The sequence below is a fragment of the Tessaracoccus yangjingae genome (assembly GCF_055326235.1).
This window is the reverse complement of record NZ_JBUZNN010000010.1, coordinates 13,650-32,078: the sequence shown is the minus strand read 5'-3', so window position 1 is coordinate 32,078 and position 18,429 is coordinate 13,650. Positions and strand designations below refer to the sequence as shown.

General features: G+C 70.6%; 21 protein-coding genes. 18 read left to right on the top strand and 3 right to left on the bottom strand.

Going from position 1 to position 18,429, the window contains the following annotated elements:
• The first annotated feature begins 24 nt into the window (after window positions 1-24).
• From ACZK5D_RS13345 to ACZK5D_RS13315, 7 genes are read left to right on the top strand one after another with little or no spacing between them, the layout of a single operon-like run.
• Entirely contained in the window at window positions 25-693 is a 669-nt protein-coding gene (locus ACZK5D_RS13345) for an Rv2135c family putative phosphatase (protein ID WP_458993618.1), read from the top strand.
• 10 nt (window positions 694-703) lie between these two features.
• Window positions 704-1,222, top strand: coding sequence for an Rv2134c family protein (locus tag ACZK5D_RS13340; protein ID WP_458993619.1), 519 nt, complete (start codon window positions 704-706; stop codon window positions 1,220-1,222).
• Window positions 1,219-1,956: an Rv2133c family protein gene (locus ACZK5D_RS13335; protein ID WP_463665619.1), complete on the top strand. Its 738-nt coding sequence runs from the start codon at window positions 1,219-1,221 to the stop codon at window positions 1,954-1,956. The genes ACZK5D_RS13340 and ACZK5D_RS13335 overlap by 4 nt, the downstream gene beginning before the upstream one ends.
• Before the next feature lie 29 nt (window positions 1,957-1,985).
• Window positions 1,986-3,236 carry a cysteine--1-D-myo-inosityl 2-amino-2-deoxy-alpha-D-glucopyranoside ligase gene (gene mshC / locus ACZK5D_RS13330; RefSeq protein WP_463665618.1) on the top strand — a complete coding sequence of 417 codons (1,251 nt, stop codon included), beginning with the start codon at window positions 1,986-1,988 and terminating at the stop codon, window positions 3,234-3,236.
• A 17-nt stretch (window positions 3,237-3,253) separates the two neighbouring features.
• The gene (locus ACZK5D_RS13325) at window positions 3,254-3,517 is read left to right on the top strand and encodes a phosphoribosyl-ATP diphosphatase (protein ID WP_458993622.1); all 264 of its coding nucleotides are present in this window, start codon (window positions 3,254-3,256) and stop codon (window positions 3,515-3,517) included.
• Window positions 3,518-3,531: 14 nt separating this feature from the next.
• Window positions 3,532-4,392 carry an ATP phosphoribosyltransferase gene (gene hisG, locus ACZK5D_RS13320; RefSeq protein WP_458993623.1) on the top strand — a complete coding sequence of 287 codons (861 nt, stop codon included), beginning with the start codon at window positions 3,532-3,534 and terminating at the stop codon, window positions 4,390-4,392.
• Window positions 4,389-4,904 carry a PH domain-containing protein gene (locus tag ACZK5D_RS13315; RefSeq protein ID WP_463665617.1) on the top strand — a complete coding sequence of 172 codons (516 nt, stop codon included), beginning with the start codon at window positions 4,389-4,391 and terminating at the stop codon, window positions 4,902-4,904. Before hisG ends, ACZK5D_RS13315 begins: the two co-directional genes overlap by 4 nt.
• A 1-nt stretch (window position 4,905) precedes the next feature.
• On the opposite strand, the gene ACZK5D_RS13310 is transcribed toward ACZK5D_RS13315, so the two are convergent.
• A complete protein-coding gene (locus tag ACZK5D_RS13310) occupies window positions 4,906-5,364 on the bottom strand; it encodes a hypothetical protein (RefSeq protein WP_458993625.1) in 459 nt (152 codons plus the stop codon).
• Window positions 5,365-5,418: 54 nt separating this feature from the next.
• Between ACZK5D_RS13310 and ACZK5D_RS13305 the strand changes: the two genes are divergently transcribed.
• From ACZK5D_RS13305 to ACZK5D_RS13260, 10 genes are all read left to right on the top strand, one after another.
• Complete coding sequence (locus tag ACZK5D_RS13305; RefSeq protein ID WP_463665616.1) at window positions 5,419-5,910, top strand: SseB family protein; 492 nt, start codon at window positions 5,419-5,421, stop codon at window positions 5,908-5,910.
• 166 nt (window positions 5,911-6,076) lie between these two features.
• On the top strand, window positions 6,077-6,823 hold the full coding sequence (gene infC, locus ACZK5D_RS13300) for a translation initiation factor IF-3 (RefSeq protein ID WP_463665615.1): 747 nt from the start codon (window positions 6,077-6,079) through the stop codon (window positions 6,821-6,823).
• A 35-nt stretch (window positions 6,824-6,858) separates the two neighbouring features.
• Complete coding sequence (gene rpmI, locus ACZK5D_RS13295) at window positions 6,859-7,065, top strand: 50S ribosomal protein L35 (RefSeq protein ID WP_458993627.1); 207 nt, start codon at window positions 6,859-6,861, stop codon at window positions 7,063-7,065.
• Window positions 7,066-7,146: 81 nt separating this feature from the next.
• Window positions 7,147-7,512 (top strand): 50S ribosomal protein L20, encoded by a 366-nt coding sequence (gene rplT, locus ACZK5D_RS13290; protein WP_458993628.1) that lies wholly within the window; start codon window positions 7,147-7,149, stop codon window positions 7,510-7,512.
• A gap of 17 nt (window positions 7,513-7,529) precedes the next feature.
• Window positions 7,530-8,354: a TrmH family RNA methyltransferase gene (locus tag ACZK5D_RS13285; protein WP_458996515.1), complete on the top strand. Its 825-nt coding sequence runs from the start codon at window positions 7,530-7,532 to the stop codon at window positions 8,352-8,354.
• Window positions 8,338-9,447, top strand: coding sequence for a phenylalanine--tRNA ligase subunit alpha (pheS, locus tag ACZK5D_RS13280; RefSeq protein ID WP_463665614.1), 1,110 nt, complete (start codon window positions 8,338-8,340; stop codon window positions 9,445-9,447). The genes ACZK5D_RS13285 and pheS overlap by 17 nt, the downstream gene beginning before the upstream one ends.
• Window positions 9,444-11,933: a phenylalanine--tRNA ligase subunit beta gene (pheT, locus tag ACZK5D_RS13275; protein WP_463665613.1), complete on the top strand. Its 2,490-nt coding sequence runs from the start codon at window positions 9,444-9,446 to the stop codon at window positions 11,931-11,933. Before pheS ends, pheT begins: the two co-directional genes overlap by 4 nt.
• A 52-nt stretch (window positions 11,934-11,985) precedes the next feature.
• Window positions 11,986-13,056, top strand: coding sequence for a GNAT family N-acetyltransferase (locus ACZK5D_RS13270; protein WP_458993631.1), 1,071 nt, complete (start codon window positions 11,986-11,988; stop codon window positions 13,054-13,056).
• A gap of 5 nt (window positions 13,057-13,061) precedes the next feature.
• Entirely contained in the window at window positions 13,062-13,619 is a 558-nt protein-coding gene (locus tag ACZK5D_RS13265; RefSeq protein ID WP_458993632.1) for a TetR family transcriptional regulator, read from the top strand.
• Window positions 13,616-14,977: an MFS transporter gene (locus tag ACZK5D_RS13260; protein WP_458993633.1), complete on the top strand. Its 1,362-nt coding sequence runs from the start codon at window positions 13,616-13,618 to the stop codon at window positions 14,975-14,977. The genes ACZK5D_RS13265 and ACZK5D_RS13260 overlap by 4 nt, the downstream gene beginning before the upstream one ends.
• Here the strand turns inward: ACZK5D_RS13260 and putP are convergent.
• A complete protein-coding gene (gene putP, locus ACZK5D_RS13255; protein ID WP_463665612.1) occupies window positions 14,874-16,355 on the bottom strand; it encodes a sodium/proline symporter PutP in 1,482 nt (493 codons plus the stop codon). The two genes, ACZK5D_RS13260 and putP, sit on opposite strands and share 104 nt — an antisense overlap.
• A gap of 63 nt (window positions 16,356-16,418) precedes the next feature.
• Complete coding sequence (locus tag ACZK5D_RS13250) at window positions 16,419-17,318, bottom strand: hypothetical protein (protein ID WP_458993635.1); 900 nt, start codon at window positions 17,316-17,318, stop codon at window positions 16,419-16,421.
• 78 nt (window positions 17,319-17,396) lie between these two features.
• Between ACZK5D_RS13250 and argC the strand changes: the two genes are divergently transcribed.
• The gene (argC, locus tag ACZK5D_RS13245; RefSeq protein ID WP_458993636.1) at window positions 17,397-18,428 is read left to right on the top strand and encodes an N-acetyl-gamma-glutamyl-phosphate reductase; all 1,032 of its coding nucleotides are present in this window, start codon (window positions 17,397-17,399) and stop codon (window positions 18,426-18,428) included.
• Window position 18,429 lies beyond the last annotated feature (1 nt).

The following is an 18,429-nucleotide window of genomic DNA, read 5'->3' as shown; positions in this document are numbered from 1 at the left end:
CTGGCGACGACTACGCTGGCACGTATGACGAAGGTGGTCCTGATCCGGCACGCGAGATCCACTGCCAACGCCGAGGGCGTGCTGGCCGGCCGGATGCCGGGGGTCAGGCTCGACGAGGTGGGGCGTCGCCAGGCCCGCGACATCAGGGATCTGCTGGCGGGTGCCGCCATCGCCGCCGCCTACACCTCGCCCATCGAGCGCTGCCGCGAGACGGCGCTCCTCGCCGGCTACCCGGACGCCGCGGTGCTCGAGGGTCTCAGCGAGTGCGACTACGGCGTGTGGACGGGCGCATCGCTGTCCACCCTGCGGGAGGAGAGCCTCTGGGCCGAGATCCAGTCCACCCCGTCGTCCGTTGCGTTCCCGGGAGGGGAGTCGATGGTCGAGATGTTCGAGCGCACAGTGGAGGCCGTGACCACCCTGGCAGCCGGGCACAGGGCCGGTGAGACGGTCGTGGTCTTCTCCCATGGCGACCCCATCAAGGCCATCCTCGCCCACGCTTTCGGGATGGCCCTCGACGACTTCCAGCGCCTCCACGTCGGCCCCGCAGGTTTGAGCGTGGTGGACTACGCCGGTGGCCGCCCCATGGTGCTGTGCGTCAACGCGGGTTCGGACCTCCCCGCCCTGCTCAGCTCCTCCGCGCCTCCGGTGGTCGGGGGCGGCGACGTCGCCCCCGGGTCCGTGGACCAGGGTTAGGCTGGACGGCATGCTGCTGGAGTTCGAGCGCCCCGACCGATGCGTCGTCGGCACCATCGGGGAGCCCGGCCACCGCCTGTTCCTCATCCAGGTGGCCCAGGGCAGCCGGTTGGCGGCCGTCGCGCTTGAGAAGCAGCAGGCTCAACTCCTCGGCATGCGCGTGGGGGAGGTCCTGGACCGTCTGGCCGAGCTTGGGCACGACGTCCCCGAGCGGCGCACCCCGGCGGACATGGGTCCACTCGACGCGCCGGTCACAGTGGCCTTCCGAGCCGCGGCGATCGGGCTGGCCTGGGATCAGGAGCGCGGCCGGCTGGTGCTGGAGCTCTTCTCCGACGAGGTGGACGACGAAGGGGAGACCTCCCTGCTCCAGGTCCTCATGACCCCGCCCATGGCGCGGGACTTCTCCGTCCGGGCAGAGCAGGTCGTCGCCTCCGGACGGCCCGCCTGTCCGGCCTGCGCCCAGCCGCTGGACCCGGCCGGCCACATCTGCCCCCGCGCCAACGGCTACCGGGGACCCCTGTTCACATGACCGGCCCCCAGGGCGAACTGCGCCTCATCGGCCGCCTCGTCGGCGCGTCGAACGGCACGTTCCTGGGTCTCGACGAAGCCGGCGGCCGCTGGGTGTACAAGCCCGTGGCGGGGGAGGCGCCCCTGTGGGACTTCCCCGACGGCACCCTGGGCCGGCGAGAGGTGGCGGCCTACGCCCTGTCGAACGCGTTGGGGTTGGACCTCGTCCCGCTCACCCTCTGGGTGGACGGCCCGCTGGGGGAGGGCTCCGCCCAGGCATGGGTCGAGGGGGAGCCGACCGGGCTGATCGACCTGCTCCGGCCCGAGGAGATCACCGAGGCCTGGATGCCCATCCTCAGCGCCGTGACGCAGGACGACCAACCCGTCGTCCTGGCCCATCGCGATCACCCCCTGCTGCGCAGGGTGGCGCTGTTCGACGCCCTGCTCAACAACGCCGATCGGAAGGCCGGGCACCTGATCGACCGCGGTGACCGGCTCGCGGGGGTGGACCACGGCGTGAGCATGCACACCGACGACAAGCTGCGCACCGTCCTGTGGGGCTGGGCGGGGGATCCGCTCGACGAGGCCGAGCGCGCCCTGGCCGCGGAAGTGGCGGCCATGACGGCACCCCTCGCGCCCGGGCTGGCCGACGAGGAGTGGGAGGCCCTCGTCGCGCGCGCCGACGCGCTGCTGGCCGCCGGTTGCCTCCCGGAGCCGAGCGGCCTGCGGCCGGGCATCCCCTGGCCACCGCTTTAGCTCTCAACCAACGCGGTAGGTTTGGGCCCATGTATGCGTGGGCACCCGTCACCGTCCCCAGTCTCCCCGAGTCACAGGGCGACGTTCCCGACCGTCTGAGCCTCTTCGACACCGCCACCAGAAGCCTGGTGCCGGTAGGCCCGAGCGAGGGCGCGGCACGGATGTACGTGTGCGGGATCACGCCCTATGACGCCACCCACCTCGGCCACGCCAACACCTACGTCGCGTTCGACATGGCCAACCGGGTGTGGCGGGACCTCGGCGTCGCCGTCGACTACACCCAGAACGTCACCGACGTGGACGACCCCCTCCTCGAGCGGGCCGCGGCCACAGGCCAGGAGTGGGAGGAGCTGGCCGAGGACCAGATCGAACTCTTCCGCAGCGACATGCAGGACCTCCGGGTCATCCCCCCGGACAACTACATCGGCGCCGTGGAGTCCATCTCCTGCGTCATCGAGCTCATCGAACAGCTTCTCCCCAGCGGGTTGGTCTATCAGGTCGACGACGAGGAGCACCCCGACTGGTACTTCAACACGGTGGCAGCACAGGGCTTCGGCGGGGTCAGCAACCTCGACGAGGCGCGGATGATCGAGCTCTTCCGGGAGAACGGCGGGGATCCGGACCGCCCCGGAAAGCGCCACCCGCTCGACTGCCTGGTGTGGCGGTTCGCGCGCCCGGAGGAGCCCAGTTGGGCGTCGTCGCTCGGCGCCGGGCGGCCGGGCTGGCACATCGAGTGCACCGCGATCTCGTTGCGTTTCCTCGGGGCCAACTTCGATGTGCAGGGCGGAGGCTCCGACCTGGTGTTCCCCCATCACGAGATGTGCGCCGCCGAGTCCATCGCGGCGTCCGGGGAGCCCATGGCCGAGGCGTTCGTGCATTCGGGCATGGTGGGCCTCGACGGCGAGAAGATGAGCAAGTCGAAGGGCAACCTCGAGCTCGTCAGCCGGCTGCGCCACAGCGGCGCCGACCCCATGGCGATCCGGCTCGCGCTGCTCAACCACCACTACCGCAGCGATTGGGAGTGGACCCGGGACCAGCTCGATGCCGCGACTGCGCGCCTCCAGCGCTGGCGCGGGGTGCTCAACAACCCCGCCGCGCTGCCGGCCGGCGAGACGATCGCCGCGATGCGCCGGGCGCTGCGCACGGATCTCGACACCCCGGCCGCGCTGGACGCGGTGGACACCTGGGTGGCCGGCAGCCTCGCCATCGAGGGCGACGACACCGAGGCGGTCGCGGAGATGACCACCGCGATCGACGCGCTGCTGGGCATCCGGCTGTAGGCGGTAGGCTGCGCCCCGTGAAGTCCTTCGACCAGCTCTTCGAGCAGTTGTCCGAGACCGCCAGCACACGTCCGGAGGGCTCCGGCACCGTGGCCCGGCTGGATGCCGGTGTGCACGGGATCGGCAAGAAGATCGTCGAGGAGGCCGCCGAGGTGTGGATGGCCGCCGAGTACGAGTCGAAGGAACAGGCCGCCGAGGAGATCAGCCAGCTGCTCTACCACCTCCAGGTGCTGATGCTGGCGCTCGATCTGGACCTCGAAGACATCTACCGCTACCTCTGACGAAGGCATTATTCGTGAGCACTGACCGCCTCCTGCGCATCGCCGTCCCCAACAAGGGCGCCCTGGCCGAACCGGCGGCCGCCATGCTGCGCGCCGCCGGCTACCGCCAGCGCACCGACGCCAAGGACCTCACCCTGATCGACGCGGACCACGGCGTCGAGTTCTACTACCTGCGCCCCCGCGACATCGCCGTCTACATCGGTCGCGGCCACCTGGACGTGGGCATCACCGGCCGCGACATGCTGCTGGACTCTGGGGCCGCCGCCACGGAGATGATGGCGCTCGGCTTCGGCGGTTCGCGGTTCCGGTTCGCCGCTCCCGGCGGCGGGGACCTCTCCGTGTCGGATGTCGCAGGCAAGCGCGTGGCCACTTCGTACCCGGGCCTGCTCCAGGCCTACCTCGACGAGCTCGGCATCCAGGCGGAGATGGTCAAGCTCGACGGCGCCGTCGAGTCGGCCATCCGGCTCGGTGTCGCCGACGTCGTCGCCGATGTCGTGGACACCGGAACCACCCTGAAGCGGGCCGGCCTCGAGCTGTTCGGGGACTCGATCTGCTCCTCCGAGGCCATCCTCATCCGGCGCACGGACGGCGCCCTGCCTCCGGGGGTCGCGGGCCTCGAGACGCGGCTCAACTCGGTGCTGGTGGCCCAGAACTACCTGATGATGGACTACAACGTGGCTCAGGAGAACCTGGCCGACACCACGGCGCTCGCACCGGGCGTCGAGGGGCCCACCGTCTCCGCGCTCGCCAAGGACGGGTGGTGCGCAGTGCGGGTGCTCGTCCCGCGCGAGGGCGCCCACCTCCTGATGGACCGCCTCTACGAGGCCGGGGCTCGCGGCATTCTGCTGACCGAGCTTGCGGCCTGCAGGCTGTGACCGGCGCGTCGCGCCCCGAGCGGCTCTCCTACACGAGCCCTCCGGCGCTGATGACCGGGGTGGTTCTCTCGATCGTCCTGATGGCGTCGTCGCTGTTCTTCTGGTGGGCGCTGGGCAAGGACGTCAGGGACCGGGTCACCTGGCCCCAGGCGGGGACCCTGCTTTTCTTCGTCCTGGTCATGGTGGCGATCATGCTGTCGCTGGGGTACTCGCGGCTCTGGGCCAACGAGGACGGGGTGACGGTTCGCAACGGCCCGTTCCTGCACCGCTACCGCATCGACGAGGTGGCCGGGGTCCGGCTGCGCCCGGGCGATGCCTGGTCCTCGCTGCTCATCAAGGGCGAGAACGAGCTTCGGCGCCGTCCAGTGCTGGCCATCCAGTTCCTCGAGGGTGAGGCCGCTCAGCGCAAGGTGGTGGAGTTGCGACGATGGCTCGTCGAGCAGGGCGCGACGAGCCGCGACGTCGATCCGAGCCACCTGGACGACCTCGGAGTGCCGCGCCCGGAGGAATGAGTCACATGATGCCGCGCTTGCGGAGCAGCGCCTCGATCTCGGCGTCCTCGGGATCCACGCCCTTCGCCGCGGGCTTGGCGGGTGCCGGCTTGGCCGCCGGCTGAGCCACCTGGGGGCGTCCCTGGGCGGGCGGCTTGGATGCCGGGCTGCCCGGAGCCGCGACACTGCGGGTCTTCGGCAGGAATGCCGCCACCACGATGAGCAGCACCCCGCCGACGAAGAGGCCGAGGCCCCAACTGGTCACGACCGTCCAGGGGGTGCGCATGAACCAGTCGATCAGCGCGCGGACGCCGTCGGCCACCAGTTGGGTGATGCCGGTGAGGTACAGCCCCACCGGGAGGAGGGCCAGGCCCACGCCCATCACCGCAGGGCGGGCGCGGTGCGAGCGCGCCGTCAACCCCGCCGCCACGGCGAGGATCACGATGGTCAACCCGATGGTCATCAGCAGTGTCACAGGCATGCCCCCAGTCTGGCACAACGCCTCGTCTCCCCTGGGGACGGATAGGCTCGGCCCATGCCCGAACCGCGCTCCCTCGCCCAGCCCAGCGCCCGCTTCAAGGGGGACGACGGCTCCCCGGACCCTGCGGTGCGCGCGGCGATCGCCGGTGCGGTTGAGCAGGTGGGATACGCGCGTGCGCTCGTCGCGCTCTGCGCGGGCCGGCTGCTGCTGCCCATGGTCGCCAGCGGCGACGACACGGGCCACCACGACCCGGACAGGCACGCGGAGATGGCCGCGGTCACCCTCAGTGACGCGTCGGGCACCTACCTCCTGGCCTTCACCGGCTACGACTCACTGCGCGCGTGGCAGGCTGATGCCCGCCCCGTGCCGTGCCTGCTCGACGAACTGTGCGCGACGGTGGGGCCGGCAGGCGCCACGCAACTCCTCCTGGACGTGGCCGGTCCGGTGCCCTTCGTCATCGGGGAGGACGCGGTGGCGCTCATGGCCGACGGGAACGCGCTCACCGAGCTGGGGGACGGGTCGTTCGCCTGGGTCCGCGCCGAGTGACCGCGGTGCTTTTGGTGAAAGCTCCGGCACCGGCGTAGACTCCTGCGAGTTATCCGGCGGCTCATGCTGCCGCGCAAAGTGGAGTCACTCCCACCCGCGCCGCCCCAGGCGGCCGGGTCGCCTGAGGCGGACGGTCTTCCGTGTGCCCGGCTACAGTGGCCTCCGCATGTGCGGGGGCCTTTGTGTTGCCGGCATGACAGACACATCTCACACTGGAGGACCCATCAGCACTGAACCGCGGATCAATGATCGCATCCGAGTACCCGAAGTCCGGCTCGTCGGCCCCAAAGGCGAGCAGGTAGGCATCGTGCGCGTCGAGGACGCCTTGCGTCTCGCGGCGGAGAACGATCTGGATCTTGTCGAAGTGGCGCCGATGGCCCGGCCGCCGGTTGCCAAGCTGATGGACTACGGCAAGTTCAAGTTCGAGGCCGCTCAGAAGGAGCGCGACGCCCGGCGCAACCAGTCGAACGTGAGCACCAAGGAGATGAAGCTCCGGCTCAAGATCGACTCGCACGACTACGAGACCAAGAAGGGCCACGTCGTCCGGTTCCTCAAGGCCGGTGACAAGGTCAAGATCACCATCATGTTCCGTGGACGCGAGCAGTCGCGCCCGGAGTTGGGCATGGAACTGCTCAAGCGCCTTGCCGGAGACGTGATCGAGTTCGGCTACGTCGAGTCCTCGCCGAAGCAGGACGGCCGCAACATGATCATGGTCCTCGGCCCCACGAAGAAGAAGACCGAAGCGAAGGTCGAGCTGGCCGCAGACCGCGACCGGCGCATGGCCGAGCGGCGTGAGCACGCCGAGCAGGAGCGCCAGGCGGAGGCCGAGATGCGCGCCCACGCCACTTCGGCGCCGGCGCCGAAGAAGCGGCGCGGACCCGCAGACAACATGGACCCCGACATCGACCTCTGACGAGGTCGATCACATAAAGAAAGCGAGCATTTGATATGCCGAAGATGAAGTCGCACTCCGGCGCGAAGAAGCGGTTCAAGACCACCGGGACGGGGAAGCTCCTGCGTCGCCAGGCGAACCTCGGCCACCTCAACGAGCACAAGTCGTCGACGCGCACCCGTCGCCTCGGCAGCCCCGAGACCGTCTCGGCGCCCGACGCCAAGAAGATGCGCAAGCTGCTCGGCAAGCACAAGGGCCGCTGAGCCACACCGCCCGGCGGCCCTGCCGCCATCCCCACCCAGACCACCCGTCGGCGAGGCCGACCACATTCAAGGAGAACCCACATGGCACGCGTGAAGCGTTCTGTGAATGCGCACAAGAAGCGCCGTGAAGTCCTGGAGCTCGCCTCCGGTTACCGTGGCCAGCGCTCGCGCCTGTACCGCAAGGCCAAGGAGCAGCTGCTGCACTCGGCCACCTACTCCTACCGCGACCGTCGCGCCAAGAAGGGCGACTTCCGCAGCCTCTGGATCCAGCGCATCAACGCCGCTGTCCGCGCCGAGGGCATGACCTACAACCGCTTCATCAACGGTCTGAAGAACGCCGGCGTCGAGGTCGACCGCAAGATCCTCGCCGAGCTCGCTGTCAACGACACCGCCACCTTCAACGCCCTGGTCGCGGTCGCCAAGGACAACCAGCCCGCCGCAGCCTGAAGGCCGTCCCCGTGACGATGGAACCGAACGCCGCCCCCGGCCTCCCCGCCCCGGTGCTGCGTTCGGTTCGTCGTCTCACCCAACGCCGCGGTCGGGAGCTGGCGGGCAAGTTCCTGGTCGAGGGCCGGCAGGCGGTACGCGAGGCGATCGCCGCCGGCACGGTCGTCGAGGAGATCATCGTCGACGACCCGGCCAGGCACGCAGACCTCCTGAGCGGGCTGCGGGTGCCGGTCTGGCGCGCCGCCGAGCATGAGATGCGCCAACTCAGCGACACCGTGACCCCGCAGGGCATCGTGGCCGTGTGCCGGCAGCTGGACTTCGGATGGGACGCGCTCGACGGCGCCCGCCTCGTGGTGATCTGCGCCCAGGTCAGGGATCCGGGCAACGCGGGCACCGTCATCCGGTGCGCGGACGCGTTCGGCGCGGATGCCGTCATCCTGACGTCCGGCAGCGTCGAGATCTACAACCCCAAGACGGTCCGCTCGACCGTCGGCAGCCTGTTCCACATGCCCATCCTGACGGGGGTGCCCCTCGCGGACGCCGTCGATCGGGTCAAGCGGCTCGGTATGAAGGTGCTCGCGGCCGATGGCGATGGGGACCCCCTGGACCTGAAGGCCGCTGCCGGCGAACTCAGCGGCCCTGTTGCCTGGATCATGGGCAACGAGGCATGGGGGCTGCCGGACGAGGACGCCCGGCTGGCGGACGAGGTGGTCGCCGTGCCAATGTGGGGGCAGGCGGAGAGCCTCAACCTCTCCAGCGCGGCAGCGGTGTGCCTCTACGCCACCGCGTCAGCGCAACGTCGAACCGGTGAAGGAGGACCCGACCATGTCCGGGCCCAATGACAACTTTGATCCGAAGCAGGTGGCGGCGCTCGACGCGGACGCCATCGCCGCGTCCGTCGAGGCCGCGCTCGCGGCGGTGGCGGCCGCCTCCACCACGGCGGAACTGAAGCAGGCCCGCCTCGACCACGCGGGGGACACCTCGCCGCTGGCGCTGGCCAACCGCGAGATCGGCGCCCTGCCGCCGCAGGCCCGCAAGGAGGCCGGCCAGCGCGTCGGGCAGGCCCGCGGCGCCGTCGCGAAGGCCGTCGCGGAGCGTCAGGAGGCGCTCGCCGCCGCAGAGCTCGAGGCGGCCCTCGTCGCCGAGCGGGTGGACATGAGCCTCCCCGTGGAGCTGTCCCCGCGGGGCGCCCAGCACCCGGTCACCGCCCTCATCGACGAGATGATCGACGTGTTCGTCGGCATGGGATGGGAGGTGGCCGACGGCCCCGAGCTGGAGGCGGAGTGGTACAACTTCGACGCGCTCAACCTCGCCCCTGACCATCCGGCGCGGGCCCTGCAGGACACCCTCTGGATCGACCCTCCGTCCGCGGGCAAGCTGCTGCGCACCCAGACCTCCCCGGTCCAGGTGCGTGCTCTGCTCGAGCGGGGGGTTCCGCTCTATGTGATCAGCCCCGGCAAGGTCTTCCGGGCGGACGAGTACGACGCCACCCACCTTCCTGTCTTCCACCAGCTCGAGGGCCTGGTCGTCGACAAGGGCATCTCGATGGCGGACCTGCGCGGCACGCTCGACCACCTGGCACGCGCCATGTTCGGAGACGTGGAGACGCGGATGAGGCCCCACTACTTCCCCTTCACCGAGCCGAGCGCCGAGGTGGACCTCCAATGCTTCGTCTGCCACGGCGAGTCCGTGGGCAATCCCGACCGCCCCTGCCGCACCTGCCGTTCCGAGGGGTGGATCGAGTGGGGCGGCTGCGGCGTCGTCAACCCGAGGGTCCTCGCGGCCTGCGGCATCGACACCGACGTGTACTCCGGGTTCGCGTTCGGGATGGGCGTGGACCGCACCGTCATGTTCCGCACCGGCGCCCCAGACCTCCGCGACTTCGTCGAGGGTGACATCCGCTTCAGCCGTTCCATCCTGGGAGGAGCCCGATGAAGGCCCCCGTCTCCTGGCTGCGTGACCTGGTCACGCTCCCCGCATCCGTCACCACCGCACGGCTGGCGGAACAGCTCACCGCCGTCGGACTGACCGTCGAGCACATCGAGTCCACCGAGTCGCCCGTCACCGGGCCGCTGACCGTCGGGCGGGTGCTGACCTCCGTCGACGAGCCGCAGAAGAACGGCAAGACCATCCGGTACTGCCGGGTGGACGTCGGCTCGCACAACGACGAGGCCACCGAGGAGTTCCCCGCCAGCCGTGGCATCGTCTGCGGGGCGCACAACTTCTCCGAGGGCGACCTCGTGGTGGTGGCTCTCCCGGGGACCGTCCTCCCCGGGGACTTCCACATCGCGGCTCGCAAGACCTACGGCCACATCTCCGACGGCATGATCTGCTCGCAGCTCGAACTGGGTCTCGGCGAGGACCACGACGGGATCATCGTCCTGCCGGCGGGCGCGGGTGAACCCGGAGACTCCGCGGTAGACCTGCTGTGGACGGCCGACCAGGTGCTGGACCTCGAGGTCACCCCCGACCTCAGCTACTGCCTGTCGATGCGCGGTCTCGCCAGGGAGGCGGCCATCGCCAACGCCGTCTCATTTGAGGACCCGTACCGTCACCACCTCCCCGCAGCCACGGACGGGGGCCATCCCGTGGTGCTCGAGGATCAGCGGTGCCCCGCCTTCGTAGCCCTCACCATCGACGGAATCGATCCCGCGGCCCCCACCCCGTCCTGGATGGCTGACCGGCTGCGGGCCTGCGGGGTGAGGTCCATCTCCCTGGCCGTCGACGTGACCAACTACGTCATGCTGGAGTCCGGGCAACCCCTCCACGCCTACGACGCGGACACGCTGCAGGGCCCCATCAGGGTCCGGGCGGCGCGCGCCGGCGAGCGTCTCCGCACGCTCGACGGACAGGACCGGGAGCTGGACACCGACGACCTGCTGATCACCGACGACAGCGGTCCGATCGGGCTGGCCGGCGTGATGGGCGGCGAGGCCACCGAGGTCTCCTCGACGACCGTCCGGATCGTGCTCGAGGCAGCCCACTTCAACCCCGCGTCGGTGTCGCGGACGTTCCGCAGGCACGGGCTGCCGTCGGAGGCGTCCAAGCGGTTCGAGCGAGGGGTGGATCCGCAGGTTCCCTACGCCGCCGCCCGCCGCGCGGCGCGGCTCCTCACGACCCACGGCGGGGGAGCCGTGACGGCCGAGACCGTCGTCGGATCGACGCCGGTCCCGCACAAGGTCTCGCTGCGTGCCGGCCTGATCCCCACCGTGCTGGGAACCCGCGTCGACCAGGAGGAGAGCGTCAAGCTGCTGACCGCCGCGGGTGCGACGGTCACCGCGCTGGGCGACTCGCTCACCATCGAGGTCCCGAGTTGGCGAGCGGACCTCGTCGACCCCTATGACGTGGTCGAGGAGGTGGGCCGGCACATCGGCTACGACCGGATCGGGCTGAAGGTGCCGGTTCCGCCAGTGAGCCGCGGCCTGTCCCCGCGTGTCCGCGACAGGCGGGCCGCGCTCCGAGCGGTGGCCGCGCTGGGCTTCACCGAGGTGATGTCCCTGCCGTTCGCCTCGTCGGAGGAACTGGACCAGCTGCGGGTCGACGGTGACGATCCCCGCCGTCGGCTGATCCGGCTGGCGAACCCGCTCTCGGAGACGCACCCCTTCCTCCGGACCACGCTGCTGCCCGGCCTGTTCGCCGCGGTCGCCCGCAACACCTCGCGCAGCCTGACGGACCTTGCGCTGGTCGAGCAGGGGAAGGCCTTCTTCGACGGGGGCGAGGGCGCCGCGCCCCGCCCGGGCGTCGCGCATCGCCCCTCTGACCAGGAGGTGGCCGAGATCGACGCGTCGATTCCTGCCCAACCGCACACGGTGGCGGCCGTGGTCGCGGGCAATTGGCGAGCCGCGGGGTGGGCCGGCCCCGCCGTCGCCGCTGACTGGACACATGTCGTCGCGTTGGCGGAGGCGGCGGCCGCCGCCGTCGGGGTGCGACTCACCCGGCGCAACGTCGAGATGGCCCCGTGGCATCCGGGGCGATGCGCCGAACTGTCGGTCAACGGCATCGTGCTCGGCTATGCGGGTGAGGTGCACCCCGCGGTGGTCTCGTCACTGCGCCTGCCGGAGCGGGTGGCCGCCGTGGAGTTCAATCTCGACCTCCTGCTGTCCCAGGCCGTCCCCGGGGGGACCATCAGCTCACTCTCGTCGTTCCCCCTCGCCAAGGAGGACGTCGCGTTGATCGTTGACCGCGACGTGCCGGCCGCCGAGGTGGAGGAGGCGCTGGCGGAGGGAGCCGGCGACCTGCTGGAATCGATCGCGCTGTTCGACGTCTACACCGGTGACCAGGTGGGCGAAGGCAAGAAGTCGCTGGCGTTCGCGCTCAGGTTCAGGGCGGACCGCACGCTGACCGACGCAGAGGCCGCCGGCGCCCGCCAGGCAGCGGTGGCCGTTGCCGTCGAGCGCTTCGGAGCCGTGCAGAGGGCCTGACCACAGGGATGCAGTCGTAGGCGGGGACCCGGCTGGCCAGTAGGCTGCGGGGGTGAACATCACCCGCCTCGACTACCCAGCGGGACCAGAGGACGCGGACTTCTGGGTCTTCGACCTCGACGAGAAGCTCTGGACCGGCGTGGTCCAGGGCCTCTTCGGCAACGACGACCTCAGCCACTCGGCACTGCGCCGTTGGGCTGAGGGCACCCGTCCCGAGTACTCCACCCATGTGCCGTTCGTGGCCTACGACTCCTCGGAGGCCGTCGCGGTCGCGTTCATGGAACTGCCCAGGATCGACAACCGTCACCTGGCGTTCCTCAGCATCGCGGTGGCGGAGACCCATCGCCGCCGCGGGATCGCTTCGGCACTCCTGGAGCGTGCGCTGGAGGAGGCGCGGGCAGACGGGCGCACCACATTCCAGGCCTGGACATGGGAGCCGGCCACTCCGTCGGGGACCAGGACCCTGTCAGCCGCCGAGGGGGACGGCTCGATCGATCCCGATTCAGCGGGCGCCGCATTCCTGCTCGGGCGCGGATTCAGGCTGGTGCAGGTCGAGACGGTCTCGGGTCTGACGTTGCCCGCCCAGTCGCGGCTGGACGCGGACGCTGCCGCGGCTCGGGCGGCCACCTCAGACGACTACGACGTCGTCCAGTGGCTGGGGTCGACTCCACAGCACTGGCGCGGCGACGTCGCGGACCTGATGGTCGCGATGAGCACGGACGTCCCCAAGGGCGACGCGGCCCTCGAGGCCGAGGTCGTCGACGAGGAGCGGGTGGCCAGCGCCGACGAGGCGATCATCAGAGGCGGGTGCGAGTCCTTCTACACCGCGGTGCGTCACGTCCCGAGCGGGCGCCTCGTCGCCTTCACCAGGCTGATCAGGGAACACGGGCGCCCGGTGGTGGACCAGTGGGAGACACTCGTCATCCGCGGCCATCGGGGCCGCGGGCTCGGCTGGTTCGCCAAGACCCACAGCCACGCCAAGGTGCGCTCCGCCTGGCCGGAGACCCACAGGCTCATCACGGGCAACGCGTCCGAGAACTCCTACATGCTCGACATCAACCGACGCCTCGGTTACGTGCCGATCGCGGCGTCGGGCTGGTTCGAGTTGAGCGACCAGGGCTGAGGCGCGTGGCGCTGACGCGGCGGTCCATCGTCGAGGCCGGTCTCCGGATCCTGGACGAGTACGGGCTGGGTGACCTCTCCATGCGGCGCGTGGCCGACGCCCTCGGGGTACAGGCTGGGGCCCTCTACTACCACGTCCCCAACAAGCAGTCGCTGCTGGCGGCGGTTGCCGATGAGATCCTCGCCGGCCCTCCCGCAAGCCCTGAGCCGGCCTCGCCGATCGACGACTGGCTGGTGGGATGGGCGTCCGGTCTGCGCCAGCGGCTGCTGGCGCACCGCGACGCGGCGGAGCTCGTCGCGTCGGCGCACGCGCTCGGGCTGGGCGCCGTGGACCCGTGCGCGCCCGGGCGTGAGTGGCTGGAGCGCCACGGCACCCCCGAGCCGGCCGCGACCATGGCGGCACTCCTGCACTTCGTGCTGGGTCACGTCCTCGAGGAGCAGACGAAGGCGCAGATGCACGAGTTGGGGGTGGTGCCGCACTTCGACGCCGCGGCACACGAGCGCGACTTCTCCTGGGGCCTTGCCCTTTTCACGTCAGGCGTGGGGGGTGCGCGCGGCGCATGAGCGAACGGAGCGCGGGGGCCGTCATGCGCTCCCTGGCCTGGCCCGTCTACGCGCCGACGTTGGCCCAGGCCGTCGGCATGGCCGCAACCATGCCGGTGATCCCGCTGATCGCGCTGGAGCTGGGGTTCTCGGTCCCCGGGGCCGCGACCCTGGCGATGATCACGGGCGTGGTCGGCGTGCTCGGACCCATCCCCCTGGGCACGTTGATGACCGTGGTGGGGGAGCGTCGCGCCATGATCGCGACGGGGACCGCCGTCACAGCCACCCAGATCGGATCGCTTCTGCTGATCGAGCACGCCAGAACCGCCGGCGTCACGCTCTGGCATCAGGTGGGGTTCGTCGTGGCGCTCGTGATCTCCTCCCTCTCCCACGAGGTGTGGATCATCGGCCGGCAGGCCTACCTGGGCACCGTGCTGCCCCCGGAACTACGCGCGCGCGGGATGAGCACCTTCGGGGGCATGATGCGCATCGGGCTGGTGATCGGCCCCCTGCTCGGCGCCGGCATCATCGCGATCGGTCACGAGGGCTGGGTCATCGGCGTCGACGCCGCCGCGATGGCTCTGGCCACCATCATGGTCGCGGCCACGATGCTCCCGGGGGATCGCACGGTCCGGCGCCCCACCGTCCGGCAGGCGTCAGGTCGGCTTCCGGTCGCGCCGTCGCCCCACGCCCCGGACCGCACAGCCGGGGTCACCATGGTCCTCGCGGGCCTGGCGACTGTCCCGCTGACCATGTCGCGGATCTGCCGGCCGCTCATCCTTCCGCTGCTCGGGGCGATGCTCGGGCTCCGCGGCGACGAGATCTCGCTCGTGTTCGCCGTCGCGGCGGTGGTCGAGATCGCGATGTTCGTGCCGGCGGGGACGCTGATGGACCGCTACGGCCGCACCGCCGTCCTCGTCCCATGCCTCGTGTTCTCGGGAGCGGGGTACCTCCTTCTCGCGGGGCTCACCGCGACCCTCACCGACGCGTCGCGCACGGCTGCCTTCTGGGCGCTCGTCGCGGCCGCCTCGCTCGTGGCCTTCGGGAACGGCTTCGGGGCCGGCATCGTGATGACGCTGGGGGTCGATCTCTCGCCGGAGGAGCACCGCACGCGTCACCTCGCGAGGTGGAACACGATCAACGGCGCGGGCCGGCTGTTGGCGCCCGGGCTCGTGGCGGTCGTGACCCTGGCGTGGCCCATCACGATGGCGGGAGCGGTCGTCGGCGCGCTGTGCTGGGCGGGGGCCGCGTGGGCGTGGCGGTTGGTGCCGCAGGTCACGCCCGGGCCAGCAGCCGGACCTGTTCGTCGAACTCGGCGTCGATCTGAGGATCCGGGCGCCGTGTCGCCACGGACACCGCGACAGCCGCCACGAGGTTGAACACGAACCCGGGGAGGATTTCGTAGACGTCGAGGATTCCGCCCTCGAGCGAGCCCCACACGCCGACGGTGACGGCACCCACCACCATGCCCGCCAGCGCGCCCCAGGCGGTGAGCCGGCGCCAGTAGAGGCTGAGCAGGACCGTGGGCCCGAAGGCGGCGCCGAACCCGGCCCAGGCGAACGCGACGAGGGCGAGGATCGTGTCGTTCTGTTCCCAGGCCATCGCCGCCGCGACGACGGAGACGAGGAGCACCGCCGCGCGGCCGAGGAGCACCCCGGTTCGCTGGTCGAGGCTCCGCCTGGCGAGCCCGCGGTAGAGGTCCTCCACGAGCGCTGATGCCGTGACCAGCAGCTGCGAGGAGATCGTGGACATGATGGCGGCGAGGATGGCGGCCAGCATGAAGCCCGCGACGAGCGGGTGGAACAGCATCTGACCGAGCGCGATGAACACGGTCTCCGGATCCGCGAGGCGCTGCTCGTCGCGCCCGTACACCGCGATCCCGACCAGTGCGGTCCCGGCGGCACCCAGGCACGACAACGCCATCCAGCCAATCCCGATGCGACGGCTGGGTGCCGCCTCCTGAGGGGTCCGCAGGGCCATGAACCGCACGATGATGTGCGGCTGCCCGAAGTAGCCCAGGCCCCACGCCACCGAGGACACCATGCCGAGCACCGTGGTCGTGGCGCCCCAGAGGGCGAAGGTGTGCGGGTCGAGGGTGGTGACCGCCTCGTAGAGGGCCACCGGGCCGCCGACGTGGATGACGCCGGCCACCGGCACCGCCACCAGTGCGGCCACCATCATCAGCCCCTGGACGAGGTCGGTGTAGGAGACGGCCAGGAACCCGCCGACGAGGGTGTACAGCACCACGATGCCGGCGACGAGCACCATGCCCAACCGGTAGTCCATGCCGAAGGAGGCGTTGAAGAACTTGCCGCCCGCCACCATCCCGCTGGACACGTAGAAGGTGAAGAAGACCAGGATGATCACCCCGGCGGTGATCCGCAGGATCTGGGTGGAGTCCCTCAGCCGGTTGCCGAAGAAGCTGGGGATGGTGATCGCGTCGCCGGCCACCTCCGTGTAGACCCTGAGGCGTGGGGCGACGAACTTCCAGTTGAGCCAGGCGCCCACGGTGAGTCCGATCGCGATCCAGAACTCCACCATGCCCGCGGCGTAGAGGGCCCCCGGCAGGCCCATCAGCAGCCAGCCGGACATGTCGGAGGCTCCCGCCGAGAGCGCGGCTGCCACTGGGCCCAGCCCTCGTCCGGCAAGCATGTAGTCGCTCAGATCGGTGGTGCGGTAGTAGGCCCAGATCCCGATGGCGATCATCACGGCGAAGTACACGACCATGGCGATGCCCTGGTAGGTGATGGCTGACATGGCGGTCCTCTCGACCGCGTCAACCTATCGCGCGGCAGCCGGAGGCCGACGGCCGAGCCCGGTTTAGCGGCTTCGTGGCCGCCACACCCAGGCAACCACCAGCGCCACACCGCCGAGCACCAGGAGCACCCAGCCTGTGGTGACCGCCGGCGCGGTCCAGGTCAGCAGCGACGACGTGGCGCCGTCGACGAGGGCGGCCTGGACCACCGCCTGAAGCGAGTCTCCTCCCGCAGCGGCGGCACGCTCGGCAAGGAGGCCCCGCGCGAAGGTCAGGCCGGCCAGACCTCCTGCGACGGCGAGGATCCATGCCACCCAGCGTCCTCGCCACGATCCGACGGCCAGGCCGATGACCGCCAGCGCCGCGGCTGCCGCGTAGAACCAGATCCAGTGGCGTGCCAGGCTCAGCGCGTCGGCGGCATACCCCGCCTGGACGGTGTCCGGGCGTCCCAGGGCGACGCGCAGGTCCCCACTCATCGGGATCTGGGTCACGTACGGGCGCAGGATCTCCGGCGAGATCTCCACCAGCCGGCTCATCCCCAGCTCGACGAAGGGGTCGAGGGTCAGCCAGAGCGTGGGTGCGTCCCCACCTGACCGCATGAGGTCCAGGCCCGCCACGAAGTCGGCCCTCGAGAGGTCGATGCTCTCCTCCCAGGCCTGGTTGAAGCCCTCGCTCCCAGCGATCTGATTCATCGCGAGGGTGACGAGCTCCTCCACCTGGTCCCGCACGCCGGGAATGCGATCCACCACGGGAGGGAGTTGTTCGACGACTGCAGCGGTGAGTTCCACAGCGATGGCCCCGAGCACCCGGGGATCCGACGCCACGGGCCCGACGATGACCCGCATGGGCTCGGACGTGCGGGCGGTCGTGTCCAGCCACTGCGCCGCCACCCCGCCCAGCGCCGACATGACGCCCGCCGACATGAGCAGCAGCGCCAGCAGCGAACGCACGAAACCGGCCACCATGCCTCCCTTGGGTACGGATCTCAGGGTAGTTGCCGCAGCAAGTGGAATATCTATCGGAGAAGTGGAATACTCACGCCCATGACCTACACAGTGGCAGTCGCGGGATGCACCGGATACGCGGGCGGCGAGCTCCTCCGCCTGCTGCTCCAGCATCCGGCGGTGGAGATCGGGGCGCTCACCGGCAACTCCAGCGTGGGAGACCGCCTGGTGAACCATCAGCCGCACCTGTATCCGCTCGCCGACCGGCTGGTCGCGGCCACCACCGCCCAGGAACTGGCCGGTCACGACGTGGTGTTCCTGGCCCTGCCCCACGGCACGTCCGCCGCGATCGCGGCGGAGTTGGACGACGACGTCATCGTCGTCGACGCCGGCGCGGACTTCCGGCTGACCGACGCCGACGCCTGGGAGCGCTTCTACGGCACGCCGCATGCGGGCACCTGGCCCTACGGCCTCCCGGAGCTGCCCGGGCAGCGGGCGCGCCTCGCAGGAGCGACGAGGATCGCCGTCCCGGGGTGCTACCCCACGGCGTCGACTCTGGCGCTGCTCCCGGCGGTCGCCTCCGGCCTCATCGACCCGGCTCAGATCGTCATCGTCGCGGCCAGCGGAACCTCGGGAGCAGGGAAGTCGCTCAAGCCCAACCTGCTCGGGTCCGAGGTGATGGGCAACATGAGCCCCTACGGGGTCGGGGGCGTGCATCGGCACACCCCGGAGATCGTCCAGAACCTCTCCGCCGTGGCCGGCACCCGGGTCAACGTGTCCTTCACTCCACTCCTGGCACCCATGCCCCGAGGCATCCTGGCCACCTGCTCCGCGCCGATCGTCCCCGGCGTCACCACTGCGTCGGCGTACGCGGCGTACACGGAGTTCTTCGCCGACGAGCCGTTCGTCGAGGTGCTGTCACCGGGGGTGTGGCCGCAGACGGCCGCCGTCTCGGGCTCGAACCGGGCGACGGTCCAGGTCGTCGTCGACGAGGCCGCGGGCCGGTTGATCGCCATCTCGGCCATCGACAACCTCACCAAGGGCACCGCGGGCGGAGCCATCCAGTCGATGAACCTGGCGCTGGGGCTCCCCGAGACCCAGGGCCTGTCCTCCGTCGGCGTCGCGCCCTGAA

Excerpts from the sequence above, each read along its gene's own strand:
- ACZK5D_RS13335 (WP_463665619.1), top strand. The coding sequence starts at position 1,219 with ATGACCGGCCCCCAGGGCGAACTGCGCCTCATCGGCCGCCTCGTCGGC.
- ACZK5D_RS13310 (WP_458993625.1), bottom strand. The coding sequence starts at position 5,364 with ATGCCTGTGACACTGCTGATGACCATCGGGTTGACCATCGTGATCCTC.
- pheT (WP_463665613.1), top strand. The coding sequence starts at position 9,444 with ATGAAGGCCCCCGTCTCCTGGCTGCGTGACCTGGTCACGCTCCCCGCA.
- rpmI (WP_458993627.1), top strand. The coding sequence starts at position 6,859 with ATGCCGAAGATGAAGTCGCACTCCGGCGCGAAGAAGCGGTTCAAGACC.
- ACZK5D_RS13250 (WP_458993635.1), bottom strand. The coding sequence starts at position 17,318 with ATGGTGGCCGGTTTCGTGCGTTCGCTGCTGGCGCTGCTGCTCATGTCG.
- ACZK5D_RS13260 (WP_458993633.1), top strand. The coding sequence starts at position 13,616 with ATGAGCGAACGGAGCGCGGGGGCCGTCATGCGCTCCCTGGCCTGGCCC.
- ACZK5D_RS13285 (WP_458996515.1), top strand. The coding sequence starts at position 7,530 with ATGGAACCGAACGCCGCCCCCGGCCTCCCCGCCCCGGTGCTGCGTTCG.
- rplT (WP_458993628.1), top strand. The coding sequence starts at position 7,147 with ATGGCACGCGTGAAGCGTTCTGTGAATGCGCACAAGAAGCGCCGTGAA.
- pheS (WP_463665614.1), top strand. The coding sequence starts at position 8,338 with ATGTCCGGGCCCAATGACAACTTTGATCCGAAGCAGGTGGCGGCGCTC.
- infC (WP_463665615.1), top strand. The coding sequence starts at position 6,077 with ATGTGCGGGGGCCTTTGTGTTGCCGGCATGACAGACACATCTCACACT.
- putP (WP_463665612.1), bottom strand. The coding sequence starts at position 16,355 with ATGTCAGCCATCACCTACCAGGGCATCGCCATGGTCGTGTACTTCGCC.
- ACZK5D_RS13345 (WP_458993618.1), top strand. The coding sequence starts at position 25 with ATGACGAAGGTGGTCCTGATCCGGCACGCGAGATCCACTGCCAACGCC.
- ACZK5D_RS13305 (WP_463665616.1), top strand. The coding sequence starts at position 5,419 with ATGCCCGAACCGCGCTCCCTCGCCCAGCCCAGCGCCCGCTTCAAGGGG.
- argC (WP_458993636.1), top strand. The coding sequence starts at position 17,397 with ATGACCTACACAGTGGCAGTCGCGGGATGCACCGGATACGCGGGCGGC.
- mshC (WP_463665618.1), top strand. The coding sequence starts at position 1,986 with ATGTATGCGTGGGCACCCGTCACCGTCCCCAGTCTCCCCGAGTCACAG.
- ACZK5D_RS13340 (WP_458993619.1), top strand. The coding sequence starts at position 704 with ATGCTGCTGGAGTTCGAGCGCCCCGACCGATGCGTCGTCGGCACCATC.